Here is a 25,454-nt window from a genome sequence, read left to right as displayed (position 1 = left end):
GCCTTTCCGTCCGGCTTCAACCCCTGCGGCGCGCTTTGCCCCTTCGCGCGCCGCAGGGGTAACACCACAAGCGCATTCGCAGCGCGAAGGGGCGTACAGAGCGCTTTGCGATCAACCGTTGCCGCGATAGGCGGGCAGCGCGATGTTGTAGCGGATCGCAAGGCCGCGCAGCACAAAACCCGCCACCGCACCGATGATCGCGGCATATTCCGTGTCCAGCCCTGTGAGCCGCAGCCCGACATACAGGCCCGATGCCAAGGCTGCAGCGGTGACGTAGAGCTCGGGCCGCAGGATGATCGAGGGTTCGCCCGCCAGCACATCGCGGATGATCCCGCCGACGCACGCGGTGATCACCCCCATCATGACCGCAGGCAGCGGGTCGACCCCGAACTGCATCGCCTTGGCCGCGCCGAACACGCCATAGGCACCCAGCCCCACCGCATCGAACCAGTCGAGCATCCGCCCCTGCCACCAATGCTGCGGAGTGACCCACAACAAAGCGGACACCGCCAGCACCACCACCAGCACGCCCGAATTGACGATCCAGAACACCGGCGCGCCGATCAGCAGATCGCGCACCGTGCCGCCGCCGACCCCGGTGACCAGCGCGAAAAAGGTGAAGGTGACGAATGTCTGCCGCTTTGCCGCCGCAGCCAGCGCGCCCGAGGCGGCAAATACCGCGATTCCGAACAGGTCCAGCGCACCCAATATGGTGCCGAGGTCGATTGCGGGGGGCAAAGGGGTAGCCATGGCGAGGGGCTGTAGAGGATCGGCGCGCGGATTTCACCCGTGATTGTGCGCGCGGGCAATCGCGCGCGCCCGCTAGACCGGAAGCCCCGACTGCGGCTTGGCCTCTTTGAGCACGAAGCTGGTGCTGATCGACTTGATCCCTGCGATCGGGCGCAGCCGCTTGTTGGCGAAATCGGCGTAGCTGTCGAGATCCTGGCTGACGACGGTGAGGATATAGTCCGCGCCGCCGGTGACCTGGTGGCAGGCGATGACCTCGTCCAGCCCCGCGACCGCGTCCTCGAACGCACGGGTCAGCGCGTCGTTATGGTCGGCGATTTCGACGCTGACATAAGCGAGCACGCCCAGCCCCAGGGATCGGCGGCTGAGCCGTGCGGAATAGCCGCGGATCACGCCGTCCGCCTCCAGCCTGCGCACCCGCCGCCAGCACGGCGAGGCCGACATGCCCACGGTTTCGGCGAGCTCCGCATTGGTGATGCGGCCATTGTCCTGCAACGCGCGCAGGATACGGATATCTTCCGGTTCCAGTTCGGTCATCGGCAGGATGTACCTTGATGGAGGCTAAAAGGGAAGGATTATCCCGATCAGGGCGCTGTGGGGCAAGAAATCGAAAGGATTTTTCGTGCAGCCCATGCTATATCGGCGCTCAAGCCATCACAGGGGACGATGCATGGAAAGCCTTCTCATCCGGCCCGACGCGGTCGACTTCTCCACCATTCCGCAGGTGCCCGAAGGCACCTGTGTCGCACCGCTGCAGCGGCCTGCGCATCTGGGCGAGGATTGGCTTGAACCGCAGCAGCGGGTCTACACCGCCGAGGAGCACGGCATCTGGGACGATCTGTTCGCGCAGCAGATGGACGTGCTGCCCGGCCGCGCGGCAAGCAGCTTCTTGGCGGGGCTGAAGCGGCTCGATCTGGGGCGCGGCGGCGTTCCCGACTTCGGCGCACTCAGCGAGGAGCTGCAGCCGATCACCGGCTGGTCGGTGGTGCCGGTGCCGATGCTGATCCCCGATCATGTGTTTTTCTATCACCTCGCCAACCGGCGCTTCCCGGCGGGCAATTTCATCCGCACCCGCGCGCAGTTCGATTATATCTCCGAGCCCGACGTGTTCCACGACGTGTTCGGCCATGTGCCGATGCTGACCGACCCGATCTATGCCGATTACATGCAGGAATATGGCCGCGCGGGCTGGAAGGCGCTGGCATACAACCGCCTGAAGGCGCTTTCGGCGCTGTACTGGTACACGGTCGAATTCGGGCTGATCCGCGAGGCCGAGGGTATCCGGGCCTATGGCGCAGGCATCCTGTCAGGGCCGCTCGAGGCGAAATTCTCGGTGGAAGGGCAATCGCCCAACCGCGTGCATCTCGAAGTCGACCGGGTGATGCGCACCGATTATGTCATCTCGGACATGCAGCCGACCTATTTCGTGATCGACAGTTTCGAGGAACTCTACCGCAAGACCGTCGAGCGCAATTTCGACGATCTGTATCGCGGGCTCAACCCGGGCTTCACATACTCCAACCAGGCGGTGTTGGGCGGCGACAAGGTCTATCACCTGGGCAGCCAGGAATACGCCAATCGGGGCGGGCAGGGGTCTGGCGCCAAGCCGGTGTGACGGGATGTGCTCCGGGCGGGCGGCATCGCTGCCGACCGCCCGGAACCGGTCATCAGGCCTTGGGCATCAGCACGCCGTCGATGACGTGGATCACGCCGTTCGACTGCGGGACATCCGCCTGGGTGACGATCGCGGTGCTGCCGCCTTCGCCGGTCAGCACGACATTGGTGCCATCCATCTTGGCGGTGAGCTTTTCACCTTGCACGGTGGTCAGCGTCGCGGTGCCGTTGCCATCGGTGATCGCCTTGGCAAGATCGGCAGCGGTCATGCGGCCCGACACCACGTGATAGGTCAGGATGCCCGACAGCTTGGCCTTGTTTTCAGGCTTCAGAAGCGTGTCGACGGTGCCGGCAGGCAGCTTCTCGAACGCGGTGTTCACCGGAGCGAAGACCGTGAACGGTCCGGTACCGGCGAGCGTATCGACCAGGCCTGCAGCCTTGACTGCAGCGACGAGCGTGCTGTGGATCGGCGATTCCGAAGCGTTTTCGACGATGTTGCGGGTCGGCAGCATTTCCGCGCCGCCGACCATGACAGTGCCGGTTGCATTCATGCCGTTGGCCGCGGGGCCGTCGGTGGCCATCGGTGCGTCAGCCGGAACGGTGACGTCGGATTCGGTGGTGACGTTTTCCGATCCGCAGGCGCCGAGGATCAGGGCTGAGGCCGCCACGAAGGACGAAAGAAAAGCGGTTTTCATTGAAGTATCTCCTTGTGCGTCGGCCATTATCTTTTCCACATCACGCCTTTGCTGATGCGTTGATGGGTCGTCATGACGAATGCCATGACATGGCCGTGCGACAAACGAACGGTGCTGAAGGGTTATTGTTTCCCTTGGCACGAAAGATATGTCGGCATTGGCCGCATCCGGGGCGTTTGCCAGCACACATTTCATCGGATAGGTTTCGCCCTATGACCAAGCCACGTCCGTTCCACATCGATATCCCCCAGGGCCAGCTCGACGATCTGAGGCAGCGCATTCTGGCGGCGCGCTGGCCCGAAAAGGAGACGGTGGACGACTGGGATCAGGGCATCCCGCTGGCCGTGGTGCAGGATTATGCAGCCTATTGGGCGGACGGCTATGATTGGCGCGCCTGCGAGGCGGCGCTCAACGCCTATCCGCAGTTTCTGATCGAATTGGACGGCGTCGACATCCATTTCCTCCATATCCGCTCAGCCCATGAGGGCGCGCGGCCGCTGATCATGACGCATGGCTGGCCGGGATCGGTGATGGAATTCATGGCGGTGATCGAGCCGCTGACCAACCCGGTGGACCCGGCGGACGCGTTCCACCTTGTCATCCCCTCGCTTCCCGGCTTCGGCTTTTCGGGCAAGCCCACCGAGACGGGCTGGTCGATCACCAAGATCGCCAAGGTGTGGAACGACCTGATGCTGGCTTTGGGTTATGAGCGCTATTTCGCGCAAGGCGGCGACTGGGGATCGGGCGTGACGCTGGAGATCGCGCGGCAAAATCTGGGCGCGTGCGCAGGCGTGCATTCGAACATGGTGCTGGCGCTGCCTGACCCTGCGACGATGGCGGAGCTGAGCGATCTGGAAAAGCGCGCGGCGGCGCGGATGCAATATTATCAGGAGAAGGAAAGCGGCTATTCGGCGATCCAGAAGACGCGGCCGCAGACCATCGGCTATGCGCTCGCCGATTCCGCGGTGGGCCAGATGGCCTGGATCCTCGAGAAATTCCGCAACTGGTCGGATTGCGACGACACGTTTTCGGGCTTCAGCCGCGATGCATTGCTCGACACGATCACCTTGTACTGGCTGACCAACTCGGCAGCCTCCTCGGCGCGGCTCTACTGGCACAGCTTCTCGAACATGGGGTTCGACCCGGTCAGCGTGGCGATGGGCGGGACAATCTTCCCCAAGGAGCTGTTCCAGACCTCGCGCCGCTGGGCGGAAAAGCGCTTCAGCAACATCATCTACTGGAACGAGGTCGATCACGGCGGACATTTTGCCGCGCTTGAGGTGCCGCAGATCTTCGTGGAAGAAGTCCGCGCCTGCTTCCGCAACGCTGCGCTCTGACAACACACGAACCCCGCCAGCACTGGGCTGACGGGGTCCTTCGATCCTCAGATGTTACTTCGAAATGCGGGTACTGGTAATGCCCTGCTTTTCCAGGATCGCCTGCACGCTGTCCTTGCCGACCAGATGCGCCGCGCCGACCGCGATGAACACGGTGCCGGGCTGTTCCATCCGCGTCTTGATCCAGTTCGCCCAGTTGGTGTTCCGGTCGGTCAGCAGCGCGTCGTACAGCCCCGGATAGCTCTCGAAGCCTTCGTTGAGCAGCGTGTCGAGCCGGGTCAGATCGCCCTTGCCCCAGGCGTCGACCATCGTGTCGATCTGGGTGGTGACCTCGGGGACGCCATCGAGCGTCACGTCGAGGAACGCGATCTGCTCCTTGGTTGCGAGCGAATTGAAGATGCCCAGCTGCTGCTCGATCGTCTCGAGCTGGCCGACCGGCTTGGCCTGCGCCTTGGCGGCGTTGGACAGCACCTTTTCGGCACCGCTGTTGGGGTCATAGCCCTGCATCAGCAGCGGCACGGTGGTCAGCGTCACCGCAGCGAACCACGGCTTGTAGCCGTCGAGCGATGCCGCCGGAATTTTGAGCGTGCCCAGCGCGGATTCGTATTTGGCGAGCACCGGGGCATCGAGCAGGCTGCGCAGCGTGGTACCGGCCGGGTTGGTCGCCATCTTCGACAGGATCGTGGGCATGATCGACGGGTCCTCGGGCTCGGTGACTTCAAGCACCAGCTCGTCCGATCCGTCGAAAGCGGCCTTGATGTCGTCCTTCAGCCAGTTGAGCCCCGGGCGCAGCACATGCACCGTGCCGAACAGATAGATGGTGGTGTCCTTGTCGCGCACGATCCACATCGCAGGGTTCACGTCCTGCGTCGCAGGCGCGGTGGTGGGGGCGGCGCCCAGCACCTCGGCGACGCTTGTCTGATCGCGCGCCAGCAGCGGCTGGCTGGCAAAGCCGAGCGCGGTAACCCCGGCAAGCGTAAGCGTGGCGGCGGTGGTTCGCAGTGTTCTGGTGATGGTCATGATGGGAAGTATCCTTTGATCGTGTTGGGGGAGGGGAAAGAAAAAAGGTCTGTCAGCGCAGCTTGTACCAGGCATAGGCGATTGCGCTGGCGGCGAACCCTGCCAGGAACAGCCACAGCGCATCGGGCTCGGGCACGATGCCGCCCTTCCACAGGATGAACCATGTCGGATAGCCGATGAGCATGACATTGCCGGCGACGACCGTGGTCTTGATGTGAATCGTCCTTTCCAGCTCGTCCGAGACCTGCATCAGCTTCCACGAGCCGATGGTGGTGGCAACGACGAACAGGATGGCGCTGGCCACCGCGAGCCAGGGCGGAATGCTGTTGGCGGAAAGCAGGTCTGCCTTCTCGTCCTCGAAAAAGCCGACCAGAAAGCCCGACAACAGCCCGATGCAGAACAAAGTGCCCACCACCAGGTTGACCCGGCGCTTGCGCTCCCGCGCACGCGCCTGCCAGTCTGTTTCAGCCATGATCGCCTCCGTTGAACTCGTCATCGAAAATCTCCTCGATTGGCATTTCGAACAGCCGCGCGATCCGGAAGGCGAGCGGCAATGAGGGGTCATATTTCCCGGTCTCGATCGCGTTGACCGCCTGGCGCGAGACATCCAGTCGCGCGCCGAGTTCGGCCTGGCTCCAGTCACGCTCGGCGCGCAGCACCTTCAGCCGGTTCTTCATGTCGTCCATCCGTGGGTCATCCTCTCGCCTCCTCGCGGCCCGATCACGCCAGCACCAGAAAGACCGGGGCCAGCAACACCGCCGCACCGCCTGAAGCGGGCGAGGGGACATCGGGGGCATCGCCGCTGATCCACACGCACAACAGCCCGGTCAGCAGCGCCGATCCCAGCCCCGCGACCCACAAGGGCGGGCGGCGGACGGTGCGGGCGTCGAGCGCGGGGCGGAACATGGTCATCGCGAAGTCCTGTCATTGTCCACTGACCAAATGTCAGCTTACCCTGACTTTATGTCGTGATTCGCTGACCATGTCAAGTGACCCTGACTTAGTGGCAGTGACGCATGACATCCGCTACGGAAAGTGGCGGATTTCGGTGGCTGGTCAGCCCCCGCCTGCGCTGATAGCCTGTCGGCCAACGACAACGGGAGAGACAGCCATGGCGGACGAATCGGCCACCAGCATTCACGCGCGCACCTGCCATCTGTGCGAGGCCAATTGCGGCGTGCTGGTCGAGGTGCAGGGGCGCACCGTCGTCTCGATCCGCGGCAATCCCGATCATGTGCTCAGCCGCGGCCATATCTGCCCCAAGGCGACCGCGCTCGCGGATCTGCAGGACGACCCAGACCGGCTGCGCCGTCCGGTCAAGCGCGTGGGCGACAGCTGGCAGGAGATCAGTTGGGATACCGCCTTTGCCGAGATCGGTGCGCGGATGGCCGAGGTGATGGCAGGCGGCGGACAGCCCGCGATGTACATGGGCAACCCCAATGCCCACAATTACGCCACGGGCACGCAGACCGGCGTTCTGCGCAAGGCGATGAAGCTGCGCACGCTGTATTCGGCTTCGACGCTCGACCAGATCCCGCACCAATTGATCCAGATGTGGATGTACGGCCACAACGCGCTGTTCCCGATCCCCGACGTCGACCGCACCCGGTTCATGCTGATCATCGGCGGCAACCCGCTTGCCAGCAACGGCAGCGTGTGGACCGTCCCCGATGTGAAGAAGCGGCTGAAAGCGGTGCAGAAACGCGGCGGGCAGGTGGTGGTGATCGATCCGCGCCGCACAGAGACCGCCAAGATCGCCGACGCGCACCATTTCATCCGCCCCGGCACCGACACCGCCTTGCTGCTCGCCCTGCTCAAGGCGCTCGACGAGGCGGGGCTGGTCAAGCCCGGCAGGCTCGAGCCGATGCTCGACGAGGGCTGGGCGGCGGCCTGGGCTGCGATCCGCGGCTTCGATGTCGCCCGCCTCGCGGCGCATTGCGGCATTGCCGAGACAGTGATCCGCGATCTGGCAGCGACCCTGGGCAGTGGCGATCCGGCCATCGTCTATGGCCGCATGGGGGTTTCGGTCACCGAGGCGGGGGCGCTCAACCTGTGGCTGATCCAGCTGCTCAATATCGCGACCGGCAATCTGGACCGCGAGGGCGGGGTGATGTTCTCGTCCCCCGTGGTTGATCTGGTGGCGGGCGCTGGCCCCGGGACCTACGACCGCTTCCGCTCGCGCATCGGCGACCGGCCCGAGGTGATCAGCGAATTCCCGTCCGCGCTGCTGCCGCAGGAGATTGCGACGTCGGGCGAGGGGCAGATCAAGGCTCTGGTGGTGCTCTCGGGCAATCCGGTGCTTTCGGCGCCCGGCGCGTGGGGAGAGGCGCTGCCGCTGCTCGACCTGATGGTGTCGGTGGACATGTACGTGACCGCCACCAGCGCGCACGCGCACTACATTCTGCCGCCTTGCGGTCCGCTCGAAAAGGATCACTATCCGCTGTTGCTCGGCCCGATCGCGATCCGCAATTATGCCGATTACTCGGCTGCGACGCTGCCTATGGAGGAAGGAGCCAAAGCGGACTGGGAGATCGTCGCCGAGATGGCGCGCGCGATCCTGCACGCCCGCGGCGAGGCGGTGCCCAACATCGTGCCCCCGCGCACCGTGCTCGCCTCGATGCTCGCGCGATCGGATTACGACGTGACACTCGAGGAGCTCGAGGCGAACCCCAATGGCAGGGATTTCGGTCCACACGTCCAGCGGCTGCCTGAGCGCCTGCAGACACCAGACAAGCGCATCGCCTGCGCGCCGGCATTGTGCCTGGAGGCGCTTGAACAGTGGCGCAAGGCGCTTGCCGAAACCCCGGCGGACTCCCTGCTGCTGATCGGGCGGCGGCATGTGCGCAACAACAACAGCTGGCTGCACAATTCGCCAAGGCTGGCCAAGGGGCCCAATCGCTGCACGGCGATGATCCACCCCGATGATGCCGTGGCGCATGGTGTCACCGATGGCGATCTGGTGCGGATCACCAGCCGCGTCGGATCGGTCGAGGTTGCCGCCGAGATCAGCGAGGATGTGATGCCGGGGGTGATCTCGATTCCGCACGGTTTCGGGCATGACAAGCCGGGGACGCGGCTTTCGGTCGCGGGTCGGCGCCCCGGCGTGTCGCTCAACGACCTCACCGACCCGCAAGCAATGGACCCAATTTCGGGCAATGCGGTGCTCAATGGAACGCCGGTGACGCTGGAGCGGGTGCGCGAAGCGGTGGCGGCGGAGTAGCTCCCGCCGCGATTTTCCGGTCCCCCGCGAAAGGCGGGGGCCCATCTCCCGGTAGGCGCGACATCGACGGGGCAGGAGATGGTCCCCTGCCTGCGCTGGGGACCCGAAGAAGTGGGAAGACCTGCGATCACCCAAGCAAAACTTGGCCCCCGCACACCAAGCCTGAATCACCTGCGACTTGACCCCAGCGCCGCCATCGGCCAAAGCGCGGCGCAATCATTGTGCACTTGCGAAGGCCCGGACTTTTGAGCGAGCAAAGCCTCTCATTCCAGGACATGATCCTGACCCTGCACAGCTTCTGGAGCCGTCATGGCTGCCTGATATTGCAGCCTTATGACATGCCCATGGGCGCAGGGACGTTCCACACCGCGACCACTTTGCGCGCGCTGGGCCCGGATCCGTGGAATGCGGCGTTCGTCCAGCCCTGCCGCCGCCCGACCGATGGCCGCTATGGCGAGAACCCCAACCGGCTGCAGCATTATTACCAGTATCAGGTGATCCTCAAGCCATCGCCCGGCGACATCCAGCAGCTCTATCTCGACAGCCTGACCGCGATCGGCGTCGATCCGCTGCTGCACGACATCCGCTTTGTCGAGGACGACTGGGAAAGCCCGACGCTTGGCGCTTGGGGGCTGGGCTGGGAGGTCTGGTGCGACGGCATGGAGGTGACGCAGTTCACCTATTTCCAGCAGATGGGCGGCTTCGACTGCAAGCCTGTCGCGGGCGAGCTGACCTACGGGCTCGAGCGGCTGGCGATGTACATCCAGGGCAAGGACAGCGTCTACGACCTCGATTTCAACGGTAACGGCGTGACGTATGGCGACGTGTTCCTGGAAAACGAAAAGCAGATGAGCGCGTGGAATTTCGAGGTGGCGAACACCGAGAGCCTGTTCGACGCGTTCCGCAAGGCAGTCGCCGAGTGCGAGAACTGCCTCGAGGCCAAGCTGCCGATCCCGGCCTATGAGCAGGCGATCCAGGCGAGCCATGTCTTCAACCTGCTGCAGGCGCGCGGGGTGATCTCGGTCGCCGAACGCCAGGCCTATATGGGCCGCGTCCGCGATCTCGCGAAGGGCAGCTGCCAGGCGTGGATGGAGAAGAACGGGTGGGCGGCGTGACCGATTTCCTGCTCGAACTGCTCTCCGAAGAAATCCCTGCGCGGATGCAGGGCAAGGCGCGCGCCGATCTCGAGAAATTGTTCGCCAACCAGCTCGCCGCAGCCGGCCTCAAGGCTCAGAGCCTGCAGACCTTTTCGACCCCGCGCCGCCTCGCATTGATCGCGCGCGGCCTGCCCGAAACGACGCAAGCCGTGTCCGAGGAGCTCAAGGGCCCGCCCGCCGATGCGCCCGATGCCGCGGTCGATGGCTTTTTGCGCAAGGCCGGGCTGACCCGCGACGCGCTCGAGACCCGCGACGTCAAGGGCCGCGCGACCCTGTTCGCTGTGATCGAAAAGCCCGGCCGCGCCACCGCCGAGGTGCTGGCCGACGCGATCCCCGCGATCATCCGCGCCTTCCCCTGGCCCAAGTCGATGCGCTGGGGCACCGCGAGCCAGACCACGGAATCGCTGCGCTGGGTGCGTCCGCTGCAGGGCATCATCGCGCTGCTCGGCGGCTATGTCGTGCCGTGCGAGGTCGATGGGCTGGTCGCGGGCGACAGCACGGTCGGCCACCGCTTCCACCACAAAGGCGCGGTGACGATTTCGGGAGTCGATGATTACGCCAGCGCACTGCGTGCGGCGCACGTCATCGTCGATCATGACGAGCGCGCGAGCATCATCCGCGACGGCGCGGCCAAGGCTGCGCGCGACGCCGGGTATGTTCTGGTCGAGGACGAGGGGCTGGTGATCGAGAACGCCGGGCTCACCGAATGGCCGGTGCCGCTGCTGGGCCGTTATGACCCGGAGTTTCTTGAGGTCCCGCCTGAAGTCATCCAGCTAACCACCCGGATCAACCAGAAATATTTCGTCGTGCGCGATGCTGCAGGTGCGCTTGCGCCTGCGTTCGTCTGCACTGCGAACATCTCGGCGCACGATGGCGGCAAGGCGATCGTCGCGGGCAACGAGAAGGTGCTCGCAGCGCGATTGAGCGATGCGCGGTTCTTCTGGGAACTCGACCAGAAGAAGACGCTCGCGCAGCATTCGGAAAAGCTGGCCAACATCGTCTTCCACGAGAAGCTGGGCACCGTCGCCGACAAGGTCGAGCGCGTCGCCAAGCTGGCGCGGTGGTTGTGCGAAGAGGGGATCGTCAAGGGCGACGCGGCGCTCGCCGAACAGGCCGCGCGCCTGTGCAAGGCCGATCTCGTCACCGAGATGGTCGGAGAATTTCCCGAACTTCAGGGGCTTATGGGCGGTTATTACGCGGCCAAGGAAGGTCTCGACCCGCAAGTAGCCGCCGCCATCCGCGACCATTACAAGCCGGTCGGCCAAGGCGATGACGTGCCGACTGCGCCGGTGACGGTGGCGGTGAGCCTGGCGGACAAGCTGGACAGCCTTGCCTGCTTCTTCAGCATCAACGAGTTGCCGACAGGTTCCAAAGACCCGTTTGCATTGAGGCGTTCAGCGATTGCTGTGTCCAACCTGATCTTCTCAAATCACTTGCGCTGCTCGGTTCATTCGATGATCGCCGCTGCAGTTGCACCGGCGACAAAAATGCCAGCTGTCGCAACTCTCGCCCGAGAGTTCGAGGCTGCAGCATCTCAATCTGTTGATCGTCCGCTTGCGATGACGTTCGATCAGGATGTTGCTGTGACTTTGGTTGCCTTTTTTATCGACCGCCTCAAGGTCCAGCAGCGCGAAGCCGGGGTCCGGCACGACCTGATCGACGCGGTGTTTGCGCTGGGCGGCGAGGACGATCTCGTCCGCCTGCTCGCGCGCGTCCATGCGCTCCAAGCCTTTGTCGAGACGGGCGAGGGTGGCAATCTGCTCGCGGGGTACAAGCGCGCGGCGAATATCCTCAAGAAAGAGGGACGAGGCGATGCGAGCGCGACGGTCCACACGCCGGAAACCGGTGGCGGCATTGCGCAGACCGGTGAGGAAGATCCGCTGTCGATGGTCGAGGATCCGGGGGTCGCGCTGGCCGTTGCGGAAATGGCGCAGCCCGGCTCCGGGCTGCCCTATGATCCCGAACCGGCGGAGATCGCGCTGATCGAAGCGCTCGATAAAGCCGAGCCGCTCGCCGCGCTCGCAATCCATGGCGAGGATTTCGAAGGCGCGATGGCGGCGCTCGCGGTGCTGCGCGCACCGATCGATGCGTTCTTTGACGACGTGACCGTCAACGATGCCGACCCCGACAAGCGCACCGCGCGGCTGAACCTGCTGGCGCGGTTCCGCGCTGCGGTTCACCGGGTTGCCGATTTTTCGAAGATCGAGGGATAATCTCGACACCCTTCACCAACATTCAAGACGGACAGGCAGTATTGCGATGACCAAATATGTGTACCGGTTCGGTGGCGGCGCCAATGATGGTGGCGCGGGTGACAAGTTCCTGCTGGGCGGCAAGGGGGCCAATCTGGATGGCATGGCGTCGATCGGTCTGCCGGTGCCTCCCGGCTTCACCATCAGCACCGAAATGTGCACGCGCTATTACCAGGATGGCGAGGTGTTCCCCGACAGCCTGAAGGCCGAGGTCGCAGAAGGACTCAGGCATATCGAGGCGATCACGGGCAAGAATTTCGGCGATGCGGCCGATCCGCTTCTGGTCTCGGTTCGCTCGGGCGCGCGCGTGTCAATGCCCGGGATGATGGACACCGTGCTCAACCTGGGCCTCAACGATGCCACCGTCGAGGGGCTGGCGCAGGTCTCGGGCGACGAGCGTTTTGCCTGGGACAGCTATCGCCGCTTCGTCCAGATGTATTCGGACGTGGTGCTGGGCCTCGACCATGATGCGTTCGAGGAAGCGCTCGAGATCATGAAGGAAGACAACGGCTTCTTCAGCGATACCGAGATGGAGGCGAAGCACTGGAAGGCGCTGGTGGCCGAATATATGGCGCTGGTGCAGGACCAGTGGGGCAAGCCGTTCCCGCAGGATGTGCACGACCAGTTGTGGGGCGCGGTCGCCGCAGTGTTCGGATCGTGGCAGTCGGAACGCGCCAAGGTCTATCGCCGCCTCAACGACATCCCGGCCGAATGGGGCACCGCGGTCAACGTGCAGGCGATGGTGTTCGGCAACATGGGCGACACCTCGGCGACGGGCGTGGCGTTCACCCGCAACCCCTCGACCGGCGAGAACCTCTATTACGGCGAGTTCCTGATCAACGCGCAGGGCGAGGACGTGGTCGCAGGGATCCGCACGCCGCAGTACCTGACCCGCCAGGCGCGCGAGGAAGCCAATGCCAAGCCGCAGAGCATGGAAGAGGCGATGTCCGAAACCTATGCCGAACTGGCGCGGGTGTTCGATATCCTCGAAAAGCACTATCGCGACATGCAGGACATCGAGTTTACGGTCGAGCGCGGCAAATTGTGGATGCTGCAGACCCGCTCGGGCAAGCGCACCGCCAAGGCGGCGCTGCGGATCGCGGTCGATATGGCCAATGAAGGCCTGATCACCGAGGAAGAGGCGATCGCGCGCGTCGATCCGATGGCGCTCGACCAGTTGCTCCACCCCTCGCTCGATCCCGCTGCGGTGCGTGACGTTCTGACCAAGGGCCTGCCTGCGTCTCCGGGCGCGGCGAGCGGGCTGATCGTGTTCGATGCCGACACCGCCGAGCGTCGCAACGAGATGGGCGATTCGGTGATTCTGGTCCGCATCGAGACCAGCCCAGAGGACATCCACGGCATGCACGCGGCGCGCGGCATCCTGACCGCACGCGGCGGGATGACCAGCCACGCCGCCGTGGTCGCACGCGGCATGGGGCGCCCCTGCGTCTCGGGCGCAGGCAGCCTCTCGATCGACAACAAGGAGCGCGTGCTGCGCATCGGCAAGCGCGAGCTGCGCGAGGGCGACACCATCACCATCGACGGCACCACCGGCGAGGTGATGATGGGCTCGGTTCCCACCGTGCAGCCCGAACTGGTCGGCGATTTCGGCGTGCTGATGGGCTGGGCCGACAAGGTCCGCCGCCTCAAGGTGCGCACCAATGCCGAGACGCCCGAGGATTGCCGCGTGGCGCGCGATTTCGGTGCCGAGGGCATCGGCCTGTGCCGCACCGAGCACATGTTCTTCGAGGCGAGCCGCATTACCAATGTCCGCCAGATGATCCTCGCCGAGGATGAGGCGGGCCGGCGGGCCGCGCTGGAGAAGCTGCTGCCCGAACAGCGCGCCGACTTCCACAGCATCTTCGAGGTGATGGCGGGGCTGCCTGTCACCATCCGTTTGCTCGACCCGCCGCTGCACGAGTTCCTGCCGCACAGCGAGAGCGAGTTTGCCGAAGTCGCACAGGCTGCAGGCGTCGGCGTCGAGGTGCTCAAGCGCCGTGCCAACGAACTGCACGAGTTCAATCCCATGCTCGGCCATCGCGGCTGCCGCCTGGGCGTCACCTACCCTGAAATCTACGAAATGCAGGCGCGCGCGATCTTCGAGGCGGCGTGCGATGTCGCTGCCGAAAGCGGCGCGGCACCGATCCCCGAGGTGATGATCCCGCTGGTCGCCACCCGGCGCGAGCTCGAGCTGATGAAGAAGGTGGTCGATGTGGCCGCCGAGATGGTGTTCGCCGAAAAGGGCCGCCGGATCGAATATCTGGTCGGCACGATGATCGAGCTGCCGCGCGCGGCGCTGATGGCCGACGAGATCGCCGAGGTGGGCGAGTTCTTCAGCTTCGGCACCAATGACCTCACGCAGACCACGCTGGGCGTCAGCCGCGACGATGCGGGCCGGTTCCTGACGCAATATGTCGACAAGGGCATTTTTGCGCGTGATCCGTTCGTCAGCCTCGATATCGAGGGCGTTGGCCAGCTGATCGAGATCGCGGTGCAGAAGGGCCGCAAGACGCGCCCCGACATCAAACTGGGCATCTGCGGCGAGCATGGCGGCGATCCTGCCAGCATCGCGTTCTGCGAGACCACCGGCCTCGATTATGTCAGCGCCTCGCCCTATCGCGTGCCGATCGCAAGGTTGGCTGCGGCACAGGCGGCGCTGAAGAAGGCCTGATTCTCTCTCCCCTTCCGCTTGCGGAAGGGGCGGGCGGCGTCATGCCGCCGCGTCGCGTCTAATCCTCTTGCGTTACGCCTCGATCTTCCGGCATAGGCTGTGCCAAAACAGGAGGGGTCATGCACGCTGGGGTTCGCTATGGGTTGCTGCTGGTTGCCGGGCTGGCGCTCGGGACGGGCGCAGCGGTGGTGCAGTTGCGCCAGAGCTTTGCCTCGCTGGGCATCGAAAACGGACCCTGGCGCACCGCCGCCAAGGTGGGTACCAAGGACGCGAGCGTCGCCACTCGCGCCACGGTGGCTTTGCGTGGCCTGCTGGCGCTGCCCGAGCGCGAGGCGATCTATTTCAACGCGGACGAGGATAGCGCCGGGCGCAAGCTCAGCGGCAAGTGCAGCTATCGCGTTTCCGGTGGCGCGATGGATGCGCGCTGGTGGAGCCTGACGCTGTATGACGCAAAGGGCTACCTCATCCCCAACCGGGCAAGCGTGTATTCGCTGGGCAGCGCCGCGCTTGCGCCTGTGGAAGCGTCGAACTGGCAGGTCGATATCGCCCGCACCCGCCGGGGCACGCACTGGATCGCGATGCCCGACGACCGGCCGTTCGAGCTCACGCTGCGCGCCTATCACCCTTCGGCAAAGCTGCTTGCCGCGCGGGGCAGCGTGACGCTGCCGCGAATCGAGCGCAGGGAGTGCCGGACATGAGCCGCTGGATCGGACCGCTGATCGTCGCCGTGCTGGCTGCGCTGGCAGCCTGGTACACCACCCTGGCCGCAGCCCCGATGGTGATCATGGACCGCGCCTGGGAGCAGCTGGCGGCGCAATCGGGCTTCAACCGCATGGCGCACGGCCCGCTGGTCACCGCCGAAAGCCAGACCATCGTGCGGCCCAGCCCGGATCTTGCCTATTCGGTGTGTGCGTTCGATCTGACCCAGGGGCCGCTCCGCGTGCATGCGCACCCCGTGCCCGGCCATTACTGGTCGCTTACCGTGTTCGACAGCGAGACCAACGTCGCGTTCGTCGAAAGCGATCGCGACAGCAAGGGCGCGCCGGTGGAGGTCATCCTGTCGACCGCCGACCAGACGGTTCCCGGAGGGGCGCGCAAGGTGACCATGCCCGGCGCCAAGGGGGTGGCGCTGCTGCGCGTGCTGCTCAACGACCGCGCGGAATTCGACGCGGTGACTGGCTATCGCAAGCAATCCTATTGCCAACCTTTGAAGCAGCCCTGAACCCCGTCATTCCCGCGAACGAGAGAATCCCGCTTCTGCGCGATCGCGGCAAAACAGCGGGACCCCCGCGTGCGCGGGGGTGACGGTTTGAGATAATCATGGCCCCTAGACAAGCGTCGCGCGGGCTTGCATACCTGTTTTAACCGGACGATTAAACGAGCGCGAATCCAGCCGCGCCGCATCGTCCGCTCATGCAGGAGAGAGAAGATGTCATCCCGCCCGACGCCAGCCGAACTGGCCGATTACGAAGCCCAGGCCGACGCCTGGTTCCGCGAGAACACCCCCAAGGACCCCGGCTTCATGCTGCCTTTGACCTTCATGGAGGTCAGCACTGACCAGCAGTTCGATTTCCTCTGCGCCTGGCAGCGCAAGGTGTACGAGGCGGGCTATCTCGGCGCGAGCTGGCCTGTCGAATATGGCGGCGGCGGACTGCACCCCGATTTCCAGCGCATCGCCACCAAGGTGATGAAGAAGTACGATGGCCCGATCATGCTCAACGCGATCGGCATCGGCTGGGCAGGGCCGCTGATCATGGACATCGGCAGCGAGGAAGAGAAAAAGAAATACATCAAGGGGATGCTCAACGCAGAGGATATCTGGTGTCAGGGTTTCTCCGAGCCCGAAAACGGCTCCGACCTCGGCAATGCGCAGCTCAAGGCGGTGCGAGACGGTGATGAGTATGTGCTCAACGGCTCGAAGATCTGGACCTCTCTGGGCGACCGCGCCAAGTACATGATCCTGCTCGCGCGCACCTCGAACGAGGGGCCGAACAAGTATGCGGGGCTCAGCTTCTTTCTCTCGCCGATGCACGCACCGGGGATCGAGACGCGGCGGATCAAGAAGCTCACCGGCGAGTACGGCTTCGTCCAGTGCTTCTTCACCGACGCGCGCATCCCCGCCGAATGCCTGATGGGCAACGAAGGCGATGGCTGGCAGATCGCGATGAAGACGCTGGAATACGAACGCGGTGCCAAGGTGAACCTTGCGGGTGGGTACTTCCTCAAGGAACTCGACGCGATGGGCGTGGTAGAGCTTGCGCGCCAGTCGCAGCGCGGCGGCAAGCCCCTGCTCGACGATCCGGTGATGAAGGACCGGATGGTCGATTTCATGATGGATATCCAGGCGCTCAATCTCAACAACCAGCGCCGCCGCATGGGGCCATTGGTGCAGGACCGCCCGATGGGGCTTGCGCTGATGAACAAGCTCGCGCGCACCGAGATGATCCGCGAGCTCACCGAGTTCTCGCTGAGCTTCCAGGGCACCCGCGGCGGCTATTATGTCGATGATCCGTGCGCGGTCGACAACGGCTATTGGCACCGCAGCTATCTCAACAGCTTCTCCGCCACCATCGGCGGCGGTACCTCGGAAATCCAGCGCAACATCATCGCCGAGCATGTACTCGGCCTGCCGAAGGGGCGCTAAACCATGGCTTTCAGCGAAGGAAATCTCGCCGACCATCTCGGCGCGCTGAGCTACAGCGAAGAGCAGATCGAGCTGATGGATGTCGCGACCAATTTCTGTCGCGACAGGTCGCCGATCGACAAGGTGCGCAAGCTGATCGAGGATGAGCATGGCTATGATCCTGCGGTGTGGCAGGAGATCGTCGACCTCGGCTGGCTGGGCATCGCGGTGCCCGAGGCGCAGGGCGGGGTTGGCCTGTCGATGGCCGAGGTCGCGCCGATCGCAGAGCAGATGGGGCGGCGGTTGCTCGCAACACCGTTTGCGACCTGCACCATCGCCGCGCAGGCGCTGCTGGCAGCAGGCGACGAGGCGCAGTGCGCTGAGTGGCTGCCGCGCATCGTTGCAGGCGAAGTCGCGACTTTGGCGCTCACCGAGCCGCATGGCGACTGGGACCTCGGCCATGTCGAGGCGACCGCCAAGGCGAGCGGCGACGGCTATGTCCTCTCGGGCACCAAGCAGTTCGTGGTCTATGCCCAGCATGCGGCGCTTGTCATCGCATCGGTCACTGTCGAGGGCGCAGTGCGGCTGGCGCTGATCGAGCGTTCGGCCATCCCCGACAGTGCCTTGCGCCGCGAGATCATCATCGACGAGACCAAGCGCAGCTACGAGCTCACCCTCGACGGGATCACCATCCCTGCGTCCGCGCTGCTCGATGCCGGACGCTCGGGCACGGCGCTGACGCAGATCGAGCTGGCCAGCGCCTTGCTGCAGGCCGCCGAGATGTGCGGCGGGACGCAGAGCGCGATCGATTACACGATCGAGTATCTGAAAACCCGCAAGCAGTTCGGAAAATTGATCGGCGAATATCAGGCGCTCAAGCACCCGATCACCAACGCCTATGTCGGCTATGAAAAGGCGCGCTCGCACATGCTCAGCGCGGCGCACAATTTCGGCCAGCAGGGCGTCGGCGAGATCGCGGTGCGCATGGCCAAGGCGTCCGCCGACAAGGCCTACAGCTTCGCCGCCGACCGCGCGGTGCAGTTCCACGGCGGCTTCGGCTTCACGCACGATTGCGACGCAGGGCTCTACCGCCGCAGCGCAATCTGGCACGCCAGCCAGTATGGCGACGCCGCCTGGCACCGGGCCAAGCTGGCCGATCTTCTGTTCTGACCCTTCACAAGGAATTCGATATGTCTGAAGTGCAAACCCTCGCGGACGATGGCGTCCTCATCATCACGATCAACCGGCCCGAAGCCAAGAATGCGGTCAACCGCGCGGTGGCCGAAGGCATGGCGGCGGCGCTGGAAGAGCTCGACAGCAACGACGCCCTGCGGGTCGGCATCATCAAGGGAGCAGGCGGTACCTTCTGTTCGGGAATGGACCTCAAGGCCTTCCTCACCGGTGAGCTTCCGATGGTCAAGGGCAAGGGCTTTTGCGGTTTCGTCGAAGCGCCGCCCAGGAAGCCGCTGATCGCCGCAGTCGATGGCTATGCGCTCGCGGGCGGCATGGAGGTCGCGCTGACCTGCGACCTGATCGTGGCCAACAGCAAGGCGCAGTTCGGCATCCCCGAGACCAAGCGCGGCCTTGCAGCGGCCGCCGGCGGGCTGATGCGGCTGCCGCGCCAGGTGCCGCCGCGGATCGCGATGGAACTGGCGCTCACCGGCGATTTCATCTCGGCGCAGCGCGCGTACGAGATCGGCTTCGTCAACCGCGTGGTCGAAGGCCCCGCGATCGATGGCGCGCTCGAACTTGCACACAAGATCAGCGCCAACGGCCCGCTGGCGGTGCGCGTGTCCAAGCAGGTGATCGTCGAATCGCGCGGCTGGAGCGACGGGGAAATGTGGGGCAAGCAGCAGGAGCTCGTCGGCCAGGTGATGGTCTCGCAGGATGCCCGCGAGGGCGCGGCAGCGTTCGCGCAGAAGCGCGCGCCCAACTGGACCGGCAAGTAACGCCGCACAATCGCTGCATATTGCATTTGGCGGTGATTGGCGCACAAGGCGGGCAGGGTCGCGCCTGACTGGAGTCGTGCATCGATGATGCTCCTGCCCGCCCTGCTGCTGGCCACCGTAACCACTCCGCCTTGCCCGGACCGCACGATCAATGCGGCCGACCTTTGCCAGAACCGCGAGATTGCGGCGCGCTGGGCCGATGTCGAGACGGCGATGCGCGCCTGGCAAAAGGTCGATCCGCGCAAGGCGACAATCGCCGAGCGCCGCGACGAGGCGCTGGCCGATCTGCGCCGGGGGTTCGAATATTCGCCCGACGATAGCCCGCAACAGGCCAATGCGGATGTGATCATCGAGAGCTTGGGCTATGTGAAGGCCGAGATCGACGGGCTGACCCAGATCGCCTCGTCGATCCGCACTCCGGCGAGCTTCGGGCCCGGGCTGGCCAGGGACTGCCTGGTCGGCTCGGTGGTCAACTGCGTGGTCGAATCCGCCGGGTTCCTCAACGCGGGCGAAGAGGACAAGGCGCGCGCGATCGCCTGGCAATATGTCAGCGGGCTGGACGCCGGCGGCGGCATCCCGCTGCGCATGACCATCGCCTGGGATGTGAGCGGCGCGAAACCGGCGTTGATCGGCTACACCAGCACCGAGGGCGAAGCCGAGCCGCCGCGGCTGGTCGACAATGGCGAGGACATCATCCTGCACTTGCCTGCGCGCACCGCCGGCACCGGCGAGGGCAATGCCGACAGCCTGTTCCTGTATCGCACCGGCGCATGGGTCAATATCGGGATGAACAGCTGGAAGACCGAGCTTCGCACCCGCCTCCCCGAGGGCATGGGGCTGTGGAAGGGGGTGGACTACGACTATTACGGCCTCAGCAGCCGTTTCCCGATCTGGCGCGACAGCGACGCCAATTGCTGCGCCACCGGGGGCAACGCCTATGCGGTGTTCAAGATCGTCGATGACCGGCTGAAGATCGACACGCTCGATTTCACTCCAGATGCCGCGGTGCAGGTCAAGCCGCTGTCGTGCCCGATCCTCAAGGCCAGCTATCGCTCGCCCTGGCCGACGCGGTTCACGCTGCACTTCGAAAAGCCCGCTTTGCCCCCCAGCGCGCAGTCGGACATGGTCGCGGTGATCGAGCAGACCGACGAGGACGACAAGCTGATCTTCCGCAGGTATTTCAGCTTTGCGGGCTCCAACGGCTTCGGTTCGACGACCTTGATCCCGGTCGATGGAATGGGCGATGCCGAGAACCCGCCGCAGATGCTGCCCGAGGCAGAGGGCGAGGAATCGCTCTATTTCCACGCCTTCATCGGCGAGCCGAACGGGATGAAATACGTCTCCACCCCGCCGATGCTGGACAGCCCCGCACCCTTGGGCGTGTTCATGCCCGACCTCGCGCGCTCGCTGTGGTACGACGGCATACCAGACCCCAAAGGCGGCCCGCCGATCCGCGTCGAGATGCCGCGCGACATGTGGATGGGGGAGTGTGCGGAGTAGGGGGGAGCGACGTCCGCTAATGGATAAGGAATGTGTCGGCGCTTATGGCGGGAACTGGGTGGAAAGCTGACGCTAGTCGTCGAGTAGCCATTTCGACAAATCAGGCTCCATCCAGCCCAAATCCTCGCGCAAACCAAATGCATCGCATTGCCGTTTGAAGGTTCTCGTCGCGAAGTCGTATGCCATTGCATAGCCACGGTCGAAGTCCGTCTCACCCGTTAGCCCGTCAAGATGTTCCTTCATTTCTACCACAGTGTCGCGCAGCACCAGGGCATGAGGTGAAGGTTCCGTGATCTGCAGCGAACTCGCCGCAAAGCGAAGCACATAAGGTTTCTCGCGCGGCGTGCGGATAGGCATCTCAGCACCAAAGAACGCAACGTAGCAGTCATAGGCGTCAATCTCGTCGTCACCCCAGCAGTGCACAACAACACCGTGTTCGTATTCACCGTGAGTTGGATTTCTCAGCCTCACTTTGGTGCCGGGAGCAAAGTAACGGTCGGGCGACGTTTCGTTGGTCATTCTCATATTTTGGACGACAGCAGCAATGACCGCAATGGGGTCGAAGCACGAACCCGCTTCGCGGGAGTGGTGTTTGGGGTGAAGCTAAGCTGACGGCGCGGGCGCAGCGCCTGGATTGAACAGTGTCCGTGGTGGGCAGACCATTTCGACTCCTTCAACCTGAGGAGTCGAACGATGAACGAGCTTATAGCGATCGGTACGGTCAGCCCGCTGCGCCAGCGGTTGATCGAGGACATGAACATGCGGCGCTTCAGCCGCGAGACGCAGCGCAACTATATCCGCGATGTTGGACGTTTCGCCACATGGCTGGGACGCTCGCCGCACACGGCAACTGCAGAGGATCTGCGGCGCTTCCAGATCGACCAACGCGAGACCGGCGTTCCGGTGCCGACGATGAACAGCATAGTTGCAGCGCTGCGGTTCTTCTTCACCCACACGCTGGATCGGCCCGATCTGGCGCGCAAGCTGGTGCGCACTTCGCACGCCCGCAAGATCCCCGTGGTGCTGACCCAGGACGAGGTGAAGCGGTTGCTGGAGGCCACGACCTGCCTCAAGCATCAGGCAGCGCTGTCGGTTGCCTATGGCGCGGGACTGCGCGTCGGCGAGGTCTCGGCGCTCAAGGTGCGCGACATCGACAGCAAGCGCATGGTGCTGCGTATCGAGCGTGGCAAGGGTGGCCGATATCGCAACGCCATGCTGCCCGAAGGCCTGCTCGTGCTGCTGCGCGAGTGGTGGCGCGCCGGACGACAACAGGGCGTGTTGCATGCAGACAGCTGGCTTTTCCCAGGCAGAAGCGCGCTGCTGCCGATCAGCACCCGGCAGCTGTATCGCGTCGTCGTCGAGGCAGCCGAGGCAGCGGACATCACAAGGCGGGTCGGCCCGCACACCTTGCGGCACAGCTTCGCCACCCATCTGCTGGAGGACGGGGTCGATATCCGCGTCATCCAGGCGTTGCTGGGCCATGCCAAGCTTAACACCACCGCTTTCTACACACAGGTGGCAACCAAGACGATGCGAGCGGTGATCAGTCCGCTCGACAGGCTGGCCTTGACCTCATCCACCGCGCAGGTGCCCGACGGCTGAGGCCCGGTGCGCACCTCCATAGAGGTGGCCGACATCTTCCGCGTTGCAGGGCCTGGCTATCGCATTGCCCATGCCGGGCATCTGAGCCTGCACCAGCTCAAGATCATGTCGGCCGTCGAGCATTGCCGCACCGCTACAATGGGCGGTCACGTCGAAGCCTGCACAGACTGCGGGCATTGGCGGATCGCCTATAACAGCTGTCGCAACCGGCATTGCCCCAAGTGCCAGGGAGCAGCCGCGCGTACCTGGCTGGCCGAGCGCGAGGCCGACCTGTTGCCGGTGGGCTATTTCCACGTCGTGTTCACGCTCCCGGCACAGGTCAGCGCCATTGCGTTCCACAACAAGGCGCTGCTCTATGACCTGCTGTTCAAGGCCGCCTCCCAGACGATGCTGACCATCGCCGCCGACCCCAGGCATCTGGGCGCACGTATCGGCATTACCGCTGTACTCCACACCTGGGGCTCGGCGCTTACCCATCATCCGCATGTCCATATGATCGTGCCCGGCGGCGGTATCGCGCGTGATGGCGAGCGCTGGATATCTGCGCGCCCGGCCTTTCTTCTGCCCGTCCGTGTCCTGGGCGCCCTGTTCCGCCGCCTGTTCCTCACGCGGCTGATCGCGCTCCACGATGCCGGCAAGCTCGGGTTCTTCGGCAGCCTGGCGCATCTCGCCGAGCGGCGGGCCTTTCTGCGTCATCTGTCACCGGTCCGCAGAAAGCGCTGGGTGGTCTATGCCAAGCCGCCCTTTGCAGGACCTGAGGCGGTGCTCGCCTATCTGGCGCGCTATACCCACCGCGTCGCCATCTCGAACAGCCGCATCCTCCGCTTCGACAGTGAAGGCGTCACGTTCCGCTACAAGGATTATCGCCGCAATGGCGCGCAGCGCCAGCAGGACATGACCTTAGGCGCCGACGAGTTCATCCGTCGCTTCCTGCTGCACAACCTGCCACGCGGGTTCCACCGGATACGCCATTACGGGCTGCTGGCCGGTGCGACCCGCAAGGCCCATCTCGAACACGCCCGCCGACTGCTGGCGGTTGCGCCACCTGCCATCGATGACACGGCTGTCGATCCGCCGGACCATCGGCCACCGTGCCCGTGCTGCGGTGGCAGCATGGTCATCATCGAGACTTTCGAGCGCAGATATCAGCCGCGCGCACCACCGCATCCTGTCAACGCATCCGGGAGAACATCGTCGTGACCCGGCACGGCCTGCCTTCAACCGGCCCCGAAGCGACCGTGCTTCGGGGAGCACAGAGCACTGCGCCATCACCCACCAAAAGCAGACCTGCGCCCTCCAAAATCGGACGGTCCGATTTACGGCAACCCGCTCGTCACCCCAAAAGCAGCCAGTCCGCTTTCAGTTCCGTCCGCTTATCGGCAGCACCCACCGCTGCTCCCACAAGCCCAAAATCGAAATCCCCATAGACATCAGCACCTGACGACCGCGGGTTCGGGCACCGTCGACTTTCCGACGCCTCACGGCGTCCGAAACTCTAAACGTTTGCAGACCGGCAGATTTTTTCCTGAGCGGTTGAAAAGCCGCCACCGCATCCGCTCAGCCTGAGCTTGTCGAAGGCCCCGCTATACGGCCAGCGTGGGGGCGAGTCCTTCGACTTCGCGGGCTGCGCCCGCGGCTCAGGATGAGCGGGGGTGGGTGAAGGCCCTGCACTCAAATCCTTCCCCTTGGGGGAGGGGGACCGTTCGCGCAGCGAATGGTGGAGGGGTAGCGTCCGGGTGCCATTCGACTAGGGCAGCACAACGCCGCTGCCCCTCCACCATCCTGCGGATGGTCCCCCTCCCCGGGGCGGGGAGGATTTGTAAGCCGCACTCTTCTCTCCCCTCCCGCATGCGGGAGGGGCAGGTCCGGCTTGCCGGACCGGGGTGGGCCTGAAACAGCACCCGGCTTGCCGGACCGGGGTGGGCTTGAAGCAGCACCCGGCTTGCCGGACCGGGGTGGGCGGGAGCACGGACGGTTGCAGGCCCACCCCGGCCTTCGGCCACCCCTCCCGCCTGCGGGAGGGGAGAGGGGTTGCGCTGTTTCTCCCGGCTCACCACCCCCCACCGCATTCACTGCGGCTGTTCGTCATCATAGGCCAGCAGATCACCGGGCTGGCACTCCAGCTCGCGGCAGATCGCGGCGAGGGTGGAGAAGCGGATCGCCTTGGCCTTTCCGGTCTTGAGGATCGAGAGGTTGGCAAGGGTGAGACCCACCCGCTCGGCCAGCTCGGTCAGGGTCATGCGGCGGGCATAAAGCAGGTCGTCGAGCTTCACCATGATCCGGGTTCCTTCGGTGTCATCGGTAATGGGCGGCATCACACGGTCCCTTCGAGATCGTTGCGCATCGCTGCGCCCTGGCGGAACACGCGGGCGAGGATGAAAAGGGTGATGGCCAGAATGACCCCTCCCAGATCGAACGCGCCTTTCATCGATCCGCCGCTTTCCCCCACGAGCCGCGCGATGTGAAGGCCCAGCGCGGCGAGCGGGATCGCAGCGATATTCATGGCCAGAACCATCCAGGCCATCTGGGTCAATCGGTCTGCGTTGACGGGGACGAACGGGTCGCCTTCGCCCACGCTGCGCACGATGCCCTGCATCGCCCGAAAGAAGCGCCAGAAAAGATAAAGCAAGGCTGCGACCCCTGCGAGAAGTCCGCAAATCAGAGCCTTCGTCTCTGTCGACAGCGGATTGAGCTGCGGAGCCTCGACAAACTCGGCGCCGAACAGGATGACGCCGGGAATGCAGATGGTGACGATGATCCCGGCAAAGGCGGTGATCCCGAGGATGAGCCAGATGAGCACTGTTGCAACCGCAAGCAGCGGGTCCTTGGTGCGGGTGTTAGAAAGGGTCATGATAGCGTCCGTTCACACACAGAGGGTCAGGCGAGAATGATCATGGCGAGCGTCGCCGGCGCCGCGGCCTGGGCGGCAGGCACGGTCACGATCGCGCCGATCGAACCGAAGGTGAGAGCCAGAGCGGCGAAGGCGGCGAGCATGGTGCTGAAGGTGTGGGTCATATCGTTCTCCTTGAAGCGAGGCATCGGTAATCGATAAGGGGTGTCTATGCCT

The 25,454-nt window shown here is 64.6% G+C and carries 25 protein-coding genes; 14 read left to right on the top strand and 11 right to left on the bottom strand.

The genetic code is table 11. The features are described from left to right. Positions 1-111: 111 nt before the first annotated feature. A complete protein-coding gene (locus tag B5J99_RS18450; protein ID WP_117353250.1) occupies positions 112-750 on the bottom strand; it encodes a trimeric intracellular cation channel family protein in 639 nt (212 codons plus the stop codon). Positions 751-822: 72 nt separating this feature from the next. After that, positions 823-1,284 carry an Lrp/AsnC family transcriptional regulator gene (locus tag B5J99_RS18445; protein ID WP_117353249.1) on the bottom strand — a complete coding sequence of 154 codons (462 nt, stop codon included), beginning with the start codon at positions 1,282-1,284 and terminating at the stop codon, positions 823-825. Between the two features lie 133 nt (positions 1,285-1,417). Between B5J99_RS18445 and phhA the strand changes: the two genes are divergently transcribed. Further along, the gene (phhA, locus tag B5J99_RS18440) at positions 1,418-2,362 is read left to right on the top strand and encodes a phenylalanine 4-monooxygenase (protein WP_245991691.1); all 945 of its coding nucleotides are present in this window, start codon (positions 1,418-1,420) and stop codon (positions 2,360-2,362) included. A 52-nt stretch (positions 2,363-2,414) separates the two neighbouring features. Here the strand turns inward: phhA and B5J99_RS18435 are convergent, their stop codons facing one another. Next, entirely contained in the window at positions 2,415-3,056 is a 642-nt protein-coding gene (locus tag B5J99_RS18435; protein WP_171900206.1) for a fasciclin domain-containing protein, read from the bottom strand. A gap of 212 nt (positions 3,057-3,268) precedes the next feature. Between B5J99_RS18435 and B5J99_RS18430 the strand changes: the two genes are divergently transcribed. Next, positions 3,269-4,393 carry an epoxide hydrolase family protein gene (locus B5J99_RS18430; protein ID WP_117353248.1) on the top strand — a complete coding sequence of 375 codons (1,125 nt, stop codon included), beginning with the start codon at positions 3,269-3,271 and terminating at the stop codon, positions 4,391-4,393. Between the two features lie 54 nt (positions 4,394-4,447). On the opposite strand, the gene B5J99_RS18425 is transcribed toward B5J99_RS18430, so the two are convergent. Genes B5J99_RS18425 through B5J99_RS18410 form a run of 4 tightly spaced genes read right to left on the bottom strand, consistent with a single transcriptional unit; the run spans position 4,448 to position 6,325 of the window. Then, on the bottom strand, positions 4,448-5,413 hold the full coding sequence (locus tag B5J99_RS18425) for a TraB/GumN family protein (RefSeq protein WP_117353247.1): 966 nt from the start codon (positions 5,411-5,413) through the stop codon (positions 4,448-4,450). Positions 5,414-5,465: 52 nt separating this feature from the next. Further along, positions 5,466-5,909 (bottom strand): hypothetical protein, encoded by a 444-nt coding sequence (locus B5J99_RS18420; protein ID WP_162892668.1) that lies wholly within the window; start codon positions 5,907-5,909, stop codon positions 5,466-5,468. Next, positions 5,878-6,090 carry a helix-turn-helix transcriptional regulator gene (locus tag B5J99_RS18415; RefSeq protein ID WP_069051842.1) on the bottom strand — a complete coding sequence of 71 codons (213 nt, stop codon included), beginning with the start codon at positions 6,088-6,090 and terminating at the stop codon, positions 5,878-5,880. The genes B5J99_RS18420 and B5J99_RS18415 overlap by 32 nt, the downstream gene beginning before the upstream one ends. Positions 6,091-6,133: 43 nt before the next feature. Then, positions 6,134-6,325, bottom strand: coding sequence for a hypothetical protein (locus B5J99_RS18410; protein ID WP_054136233.1), 192 nt, complete (start codon positions 6,323-6,325; stop codon positions 6,134-6,136). A 199-nt stretch (positions 6,326-6,524) separates the two neighbouring features. Here B5J99_RS18410 and B5J99_RS18405 point away from each other — a divergent pair, with 199 nt between their 5' ends. The 10 genes from B5J99_RS18405 to B5J99_RS18360 all read left to right on the top strand — a co-directional run bounded on the left by B5J99_RS18405 (position 6,525) and on the right by B5J99_RS18360 (position 20,785). After that, positions 6,525-8,633 carry a molybdopterin oxidoreductase family protein gene (locus B5J99_RS18405; RefSeq protein ID WP_117353246.1) on the top strand — a complete coding sequence of 703 codons (2,109 nt, stop codon included), beginning with the start codon at positions 6,525-6,527 and terminating at the stop codon, positions 8,631-8,633. A 275-nt stretch (positions 8,634-8,908) separates the two neighbouring features. Then, a complete protein-coding gene (locus B5J99_RS18400; RefSeq protein WP_117353245.1) occupies positions 8,909-9,748 on the top strand; it encodes a glycine--tRNA ligase subunit alpha in 840 nt (279 codons plus the stop codon). Then, complete coding sequence (glyS, locus tag B5J99_RS18395) at positions 9,745-12,003, top strand: glycine--tRNA ligase subunit beta (protein WP_117353612.1); 2,259 nt, start codon at positions 9,745-9,747, stop codon at positions 12,001-12,003. The genes B5J99_RS18400 and glyS overlap by 4 nt, the downstream gene beginning before the upstream one ends. Before the next feature lie 46 nt (positions 12,004-12,049). After that, entirely contained in the window at positions 12,050-14,713 is a 2,664-nt protein-coding gene (ppdK, locus tag B5J99_RS18390) for a pyruvate, phosphate dikinase (RefSeq protein ID WP_117353244.1), read from the top strand. Positions 14,714-14,832: 119 nt separating this feature from the next. Next, a complete protein-coding gene (locus B5J99_RS18385; RefSeq protein WP_054136237.1) occupies positions 14,833-15,411 on the top strand; it encodes a DUF1214 domain-containing protein in 579 nt (192 codons plus the stop codon). Beyond that, positions 15,408-15,935 carry a DUF1254 domain-containing protein gene (locus B5J99_RS18380; protein WP_117353243.1) on the top strand — a complete coding sequence of 176 codons (528 nt, stop codon included), beginning with the start codon at positions 15,408-15,410 and terminating at the stop codon, positions 15,933-15,935. Before B5J99_RS18385 ends, B5J99_RS18380 begins: the two co-directional genes overlap by 4 nt. Positions 15,936-16,142: 207 nt before the next feature. Beyond that, positions 16,143-17,357: an acyl-CoA dehydrogenase family protein gene (locus B5J99_RS18375; RefSeq protein ID WP_054136239.1), complete on the top strand. Its 1,215-nt coding sequence runs from the start codon at positions 16,143-16,145 to the stop codon at positions 17,355-17,357. 3 nt (positions 17,358-17,360) lie between these two features. Then, positions 17,361-18,506 (top strand): acyl-CoA dehydrogenase family protein, encoded by a 1,146-nt coding sequence (locus tag B5J99_RS18370; protein WP_117353242.1) that lies wholly within the window; start codon positions 17,361-17,363, stop codon positions 18,504-18,506. 20 nt (positions 18,507-18,526) lie between these two features. Continuing rightward, positions 18,527-19,285 (top strand): crotonase/enoyl-CoA hydratase family protein, encoded by a 759-nt coding sequence (locus B5J99_RS18365; RefSeq protein ID WP_054136241.1) that lies wholly within the window; start codon positions 18,527-18,529, stop codon positions 19,283-19,285. An 84-nt stretch (positions 19,286-19,369) separates the two neighbouring features. Continuing rightward, positions 19,370-20,785, top strand: a complete 1,416-nt coding sequence (locus tag B5J99_RS18360; RefSeq protein ID WP_117353241.1) for a hypothetical protein — start codon at positions 19,370-19,372, stop codon at positions 20,783-20,785. Between the two features lie 72 nt (positions 20,786-20,857). Here the strand turns inward: B5J99_RS18360 and B5J99_RS19715 are convergent, their stop codons facing one another. After that, positions 20,858-21,304, bottom strand: coding sequence for a hypothetical protein (locus B5J99_RS19715; protein ID WP_211337851.1), 447 nt, complete (start codon positions 21,302-21,304; stop codon positions 20,858-20,860). A 174-nt stretch (positions 21,305-21,478) separates the two neighbouring features. Here B5J99_RS19715 and B5J99_RS18350 point away from each other — a divergent pair, with 174 nt between their 5' ends. Further along, positions 21,479-22,387, top strand: a complete 909-nt coding sequence (locus B5J99_RS18350) for a tyrosine-type recombinase/integrase (protein WP_117351965.1) — start codon at positions 21,479-21,481, stop codon at positions 22,385-22,387. A 6-nt stretch (positions 22,388-22,393) separates the two neighbouring features. After that, complete coding sequence (locus B5J99_RS18345) at positions 22,394-23,587, top strand: IS91 family transposase (protein WP_117351966.1); 1,194 nt, start codon at positions 22,394-22,396, stop codon at positions 23,585-23,587. A gap of 869 nt (positions 23,588-24,456) precedes the next feature. Here the strand turns inward: B5J99_RS18345 and B5J99_RS18340 are convergent. Genes B5J99_RS18340 through B5J99_RS19630 form a run of 3 tightly spaced genes read right to left on the bottom strand, consistent with a single transcriptional unit; the run spans position 24,457 to position 25,402 of the window. Next, positions 24,457-24,702: a helix-turn-helix domain-containing protein gene (locus B5J99_RS18340; RefSeq protein WP_069050453.1), complete on the bottom strand. Its 246-nt coding sequence runs from the start codon at positions 24,700-24,702 to the stop codon at positions 24,457-24,459. Next, positions 24,702-25,238, bottom strand: a complete 537-nt coding sequence (locus tag B5J99_RS18335; protein WP_117353240.1) for a DUF2975 domain-containing protein — start codon at positions 25,236-25,238, stop codon at positions 24,702-24,704. The genes B5J99_RS18340 and B5J99_RS18335 overlap by 1 nt, the downstream gene beginning before the upstream one ends. 26 nt (positions 25,239-25,264) lie before the next feature. Then, on the bottom strand, positions 25,265-25,402 hold the full coding sequence (locus B5J99_RS19630) for a hypothetical protein (RefSeq protein WP_162892667.1): 138 nt from the start codon (positions 25,400-25,402) through the stop codon (positions 25,265-25,267). Positions 25,403-25,454 lie beyond the last annotated feature (52 nt).

It is taken from the genome of Blastomonas fulva, assembly GCF_003431825.1.
GTDB classification, from domain to species: Bacteria; Pseudomonadota; Alphaproteobacteria; order Sphingomonadales; family Sphingomonadaceae; genus Blastomonas; species Blastomonas fulva.
This window is presented reverse-complemented; position numbering and strand designations above follow the sequence as displayed.

Coding starts and splice junctions, on each gene's coding strand:
- B5J99_RS19630 (WP_162892667.1), bottom strand. CDS start 25,402: ATGACCCACACCTTCAGCACCATGCTCGCCGCCTTCGCCGCTCTGGCT.
- phhA (WP_245991691.1), top strand. CDS start 1,418: ATGGAAAGCCTTCTCATCCGGCCCGACGCGGTCGACTTCTCCACCATT.
- B5J99_RS18435 (WP_171900206.1), bottom strand. CDS start 3,056: ATGAAAACCGCTTTTCTTTCGTCCTTCGTGGCGGCCTCAGCCCTGATC.
- B5J99_RS18375 (WP_054136239.1), top strand. CDS start 16,143: ATGTCATCCCGCCCGACGCCAGCCGAACTGGCCGATTACGAAGCCCAG.
- B5J99_RS18385 (WP_054136237.1), top strand. CDS start 14,833: ATGCACGCTGGGGTTCGCTATGGGTTGCTGCTGGTTGCCGGGCTGGCG.
- B5J99_RS18335 (WP_117353240.1), bottom strand. CDS start 25,238: ATGACCCTTTCTAACACCCGCACCAAGGACCCGCTGCTTGCGGTTGCA.
- B5J99_RS18365 (WP_054136241.1), top strand. CDS start 18,527: ATGTCTGAAGTGCAAACCCTCGCGGACGATGGCGTCCTCATCATCACG.
- ppdK (WP_117353244.1), top strand. CDS start 12,050: ATGACCAAATATGTGTACCGGTTCGGTGGCGGCGCCAATGATGGTGGC.
- B5J99_RS18340 (WP_069050453.1), bottom strand. CDS start 24,702: ATGCCGCCCATTACCGATGACACCGAAGGAACCCGGATCATGGTGAAG.
- B5J99_RS18410 (WP_054136233.1), bottom strand. CDS start 6,325: ATGACCATGTTCCGCCCCGCGCTCGACGCCCGCACCGTCCGCCGCCCG.
- B5J99_RS18420 (WP_162892668.1), bottom strand. CDS start 5,909: ATGACGAGTTCAACGGAGGCGATCATGGCTGAAACAGACTGGCAGGCG.
- B5J99_RS18400 (WP_117353245.1), top strand. CDS start 8,909: ATGATCCTGACCCTGCACAGCTTCTGGAGCCGTCATGGCTGCCTGATA.
- B5J99_RS18425 (WP_117353247.1), bottom strand. CDS start 5,413: ATGACCATCACCAGAACACTGCGAACCACCGCCGCCACGCTTACGCTT.
- B5J99_RS18430 (WP_117353248.1), top strand. CDS start 3,269: ATGACCAAGCCACGTCCGTTCCACATCGATATCCCCCAGGGCCAGCTC.
- B5J99_RS18350 (WP_117351965.1), top strand. CDS start 21,479: ATGAACGAGCTTATAGCGATCGGTACGGTCAGCCCGCTGCGCCAGCGG.
- B5J99_RS18380 (WP_117353243.1), top strand. CDS start 15,408: ATGAGCCGCTGGATCGGACCGCTGATCGTCGCCGTGCTGGCTGCGCTG.
- B5J99_RS18450 (WP_117353250.1), bottom strand. CDS start 750: ATGGCTACCCCTTTGCCCCCCGCAATCGACCTCGGCACCATATTGGGT.
- B5J99_RS18415 (WP_069051842.1), bottom strand. CDS start 6,090: ATGAAGAACCGGCTGAAGGTGCTGCGCGCCGAGCGTGACTGGAGCCAG.
- B5J99_RS19715 (WP_211337851.1), bottom strand. CDS start 21,304: ATGACCAACGAAACGTCGCCCGACCGTTACTTTGCTCCCGGCACCAAA.
- B5J99_RS18370 (WP_117353242.1), top strand. CDS start 17,361: ATGGCTTTCAGCGAAGGAAATCTCGCCGACCATCTCGGCGCGCTGAGC.
- B5J99_RS18405 (WP_117353246.1), top strand. CDS start 6,525: ATGGCGGACGAATCGGCCACCAGCATTCACGCGCGCACCTGCCATCTG.
- B5J99_RS18445 (WP_117353249.1), bottom strand. CDS start 1,284: ATGACCGAACTGGAACCGGAAGATATCCGTATCCTGCGCGCGTTGCAG.
- B5J99_RS18360 (WP_117353241.1), top strand. CDS start 19,370: ATGATGCTCCTGCCCGCCCTGCTGCTGGCCACCGTAACCACTCCGCCT.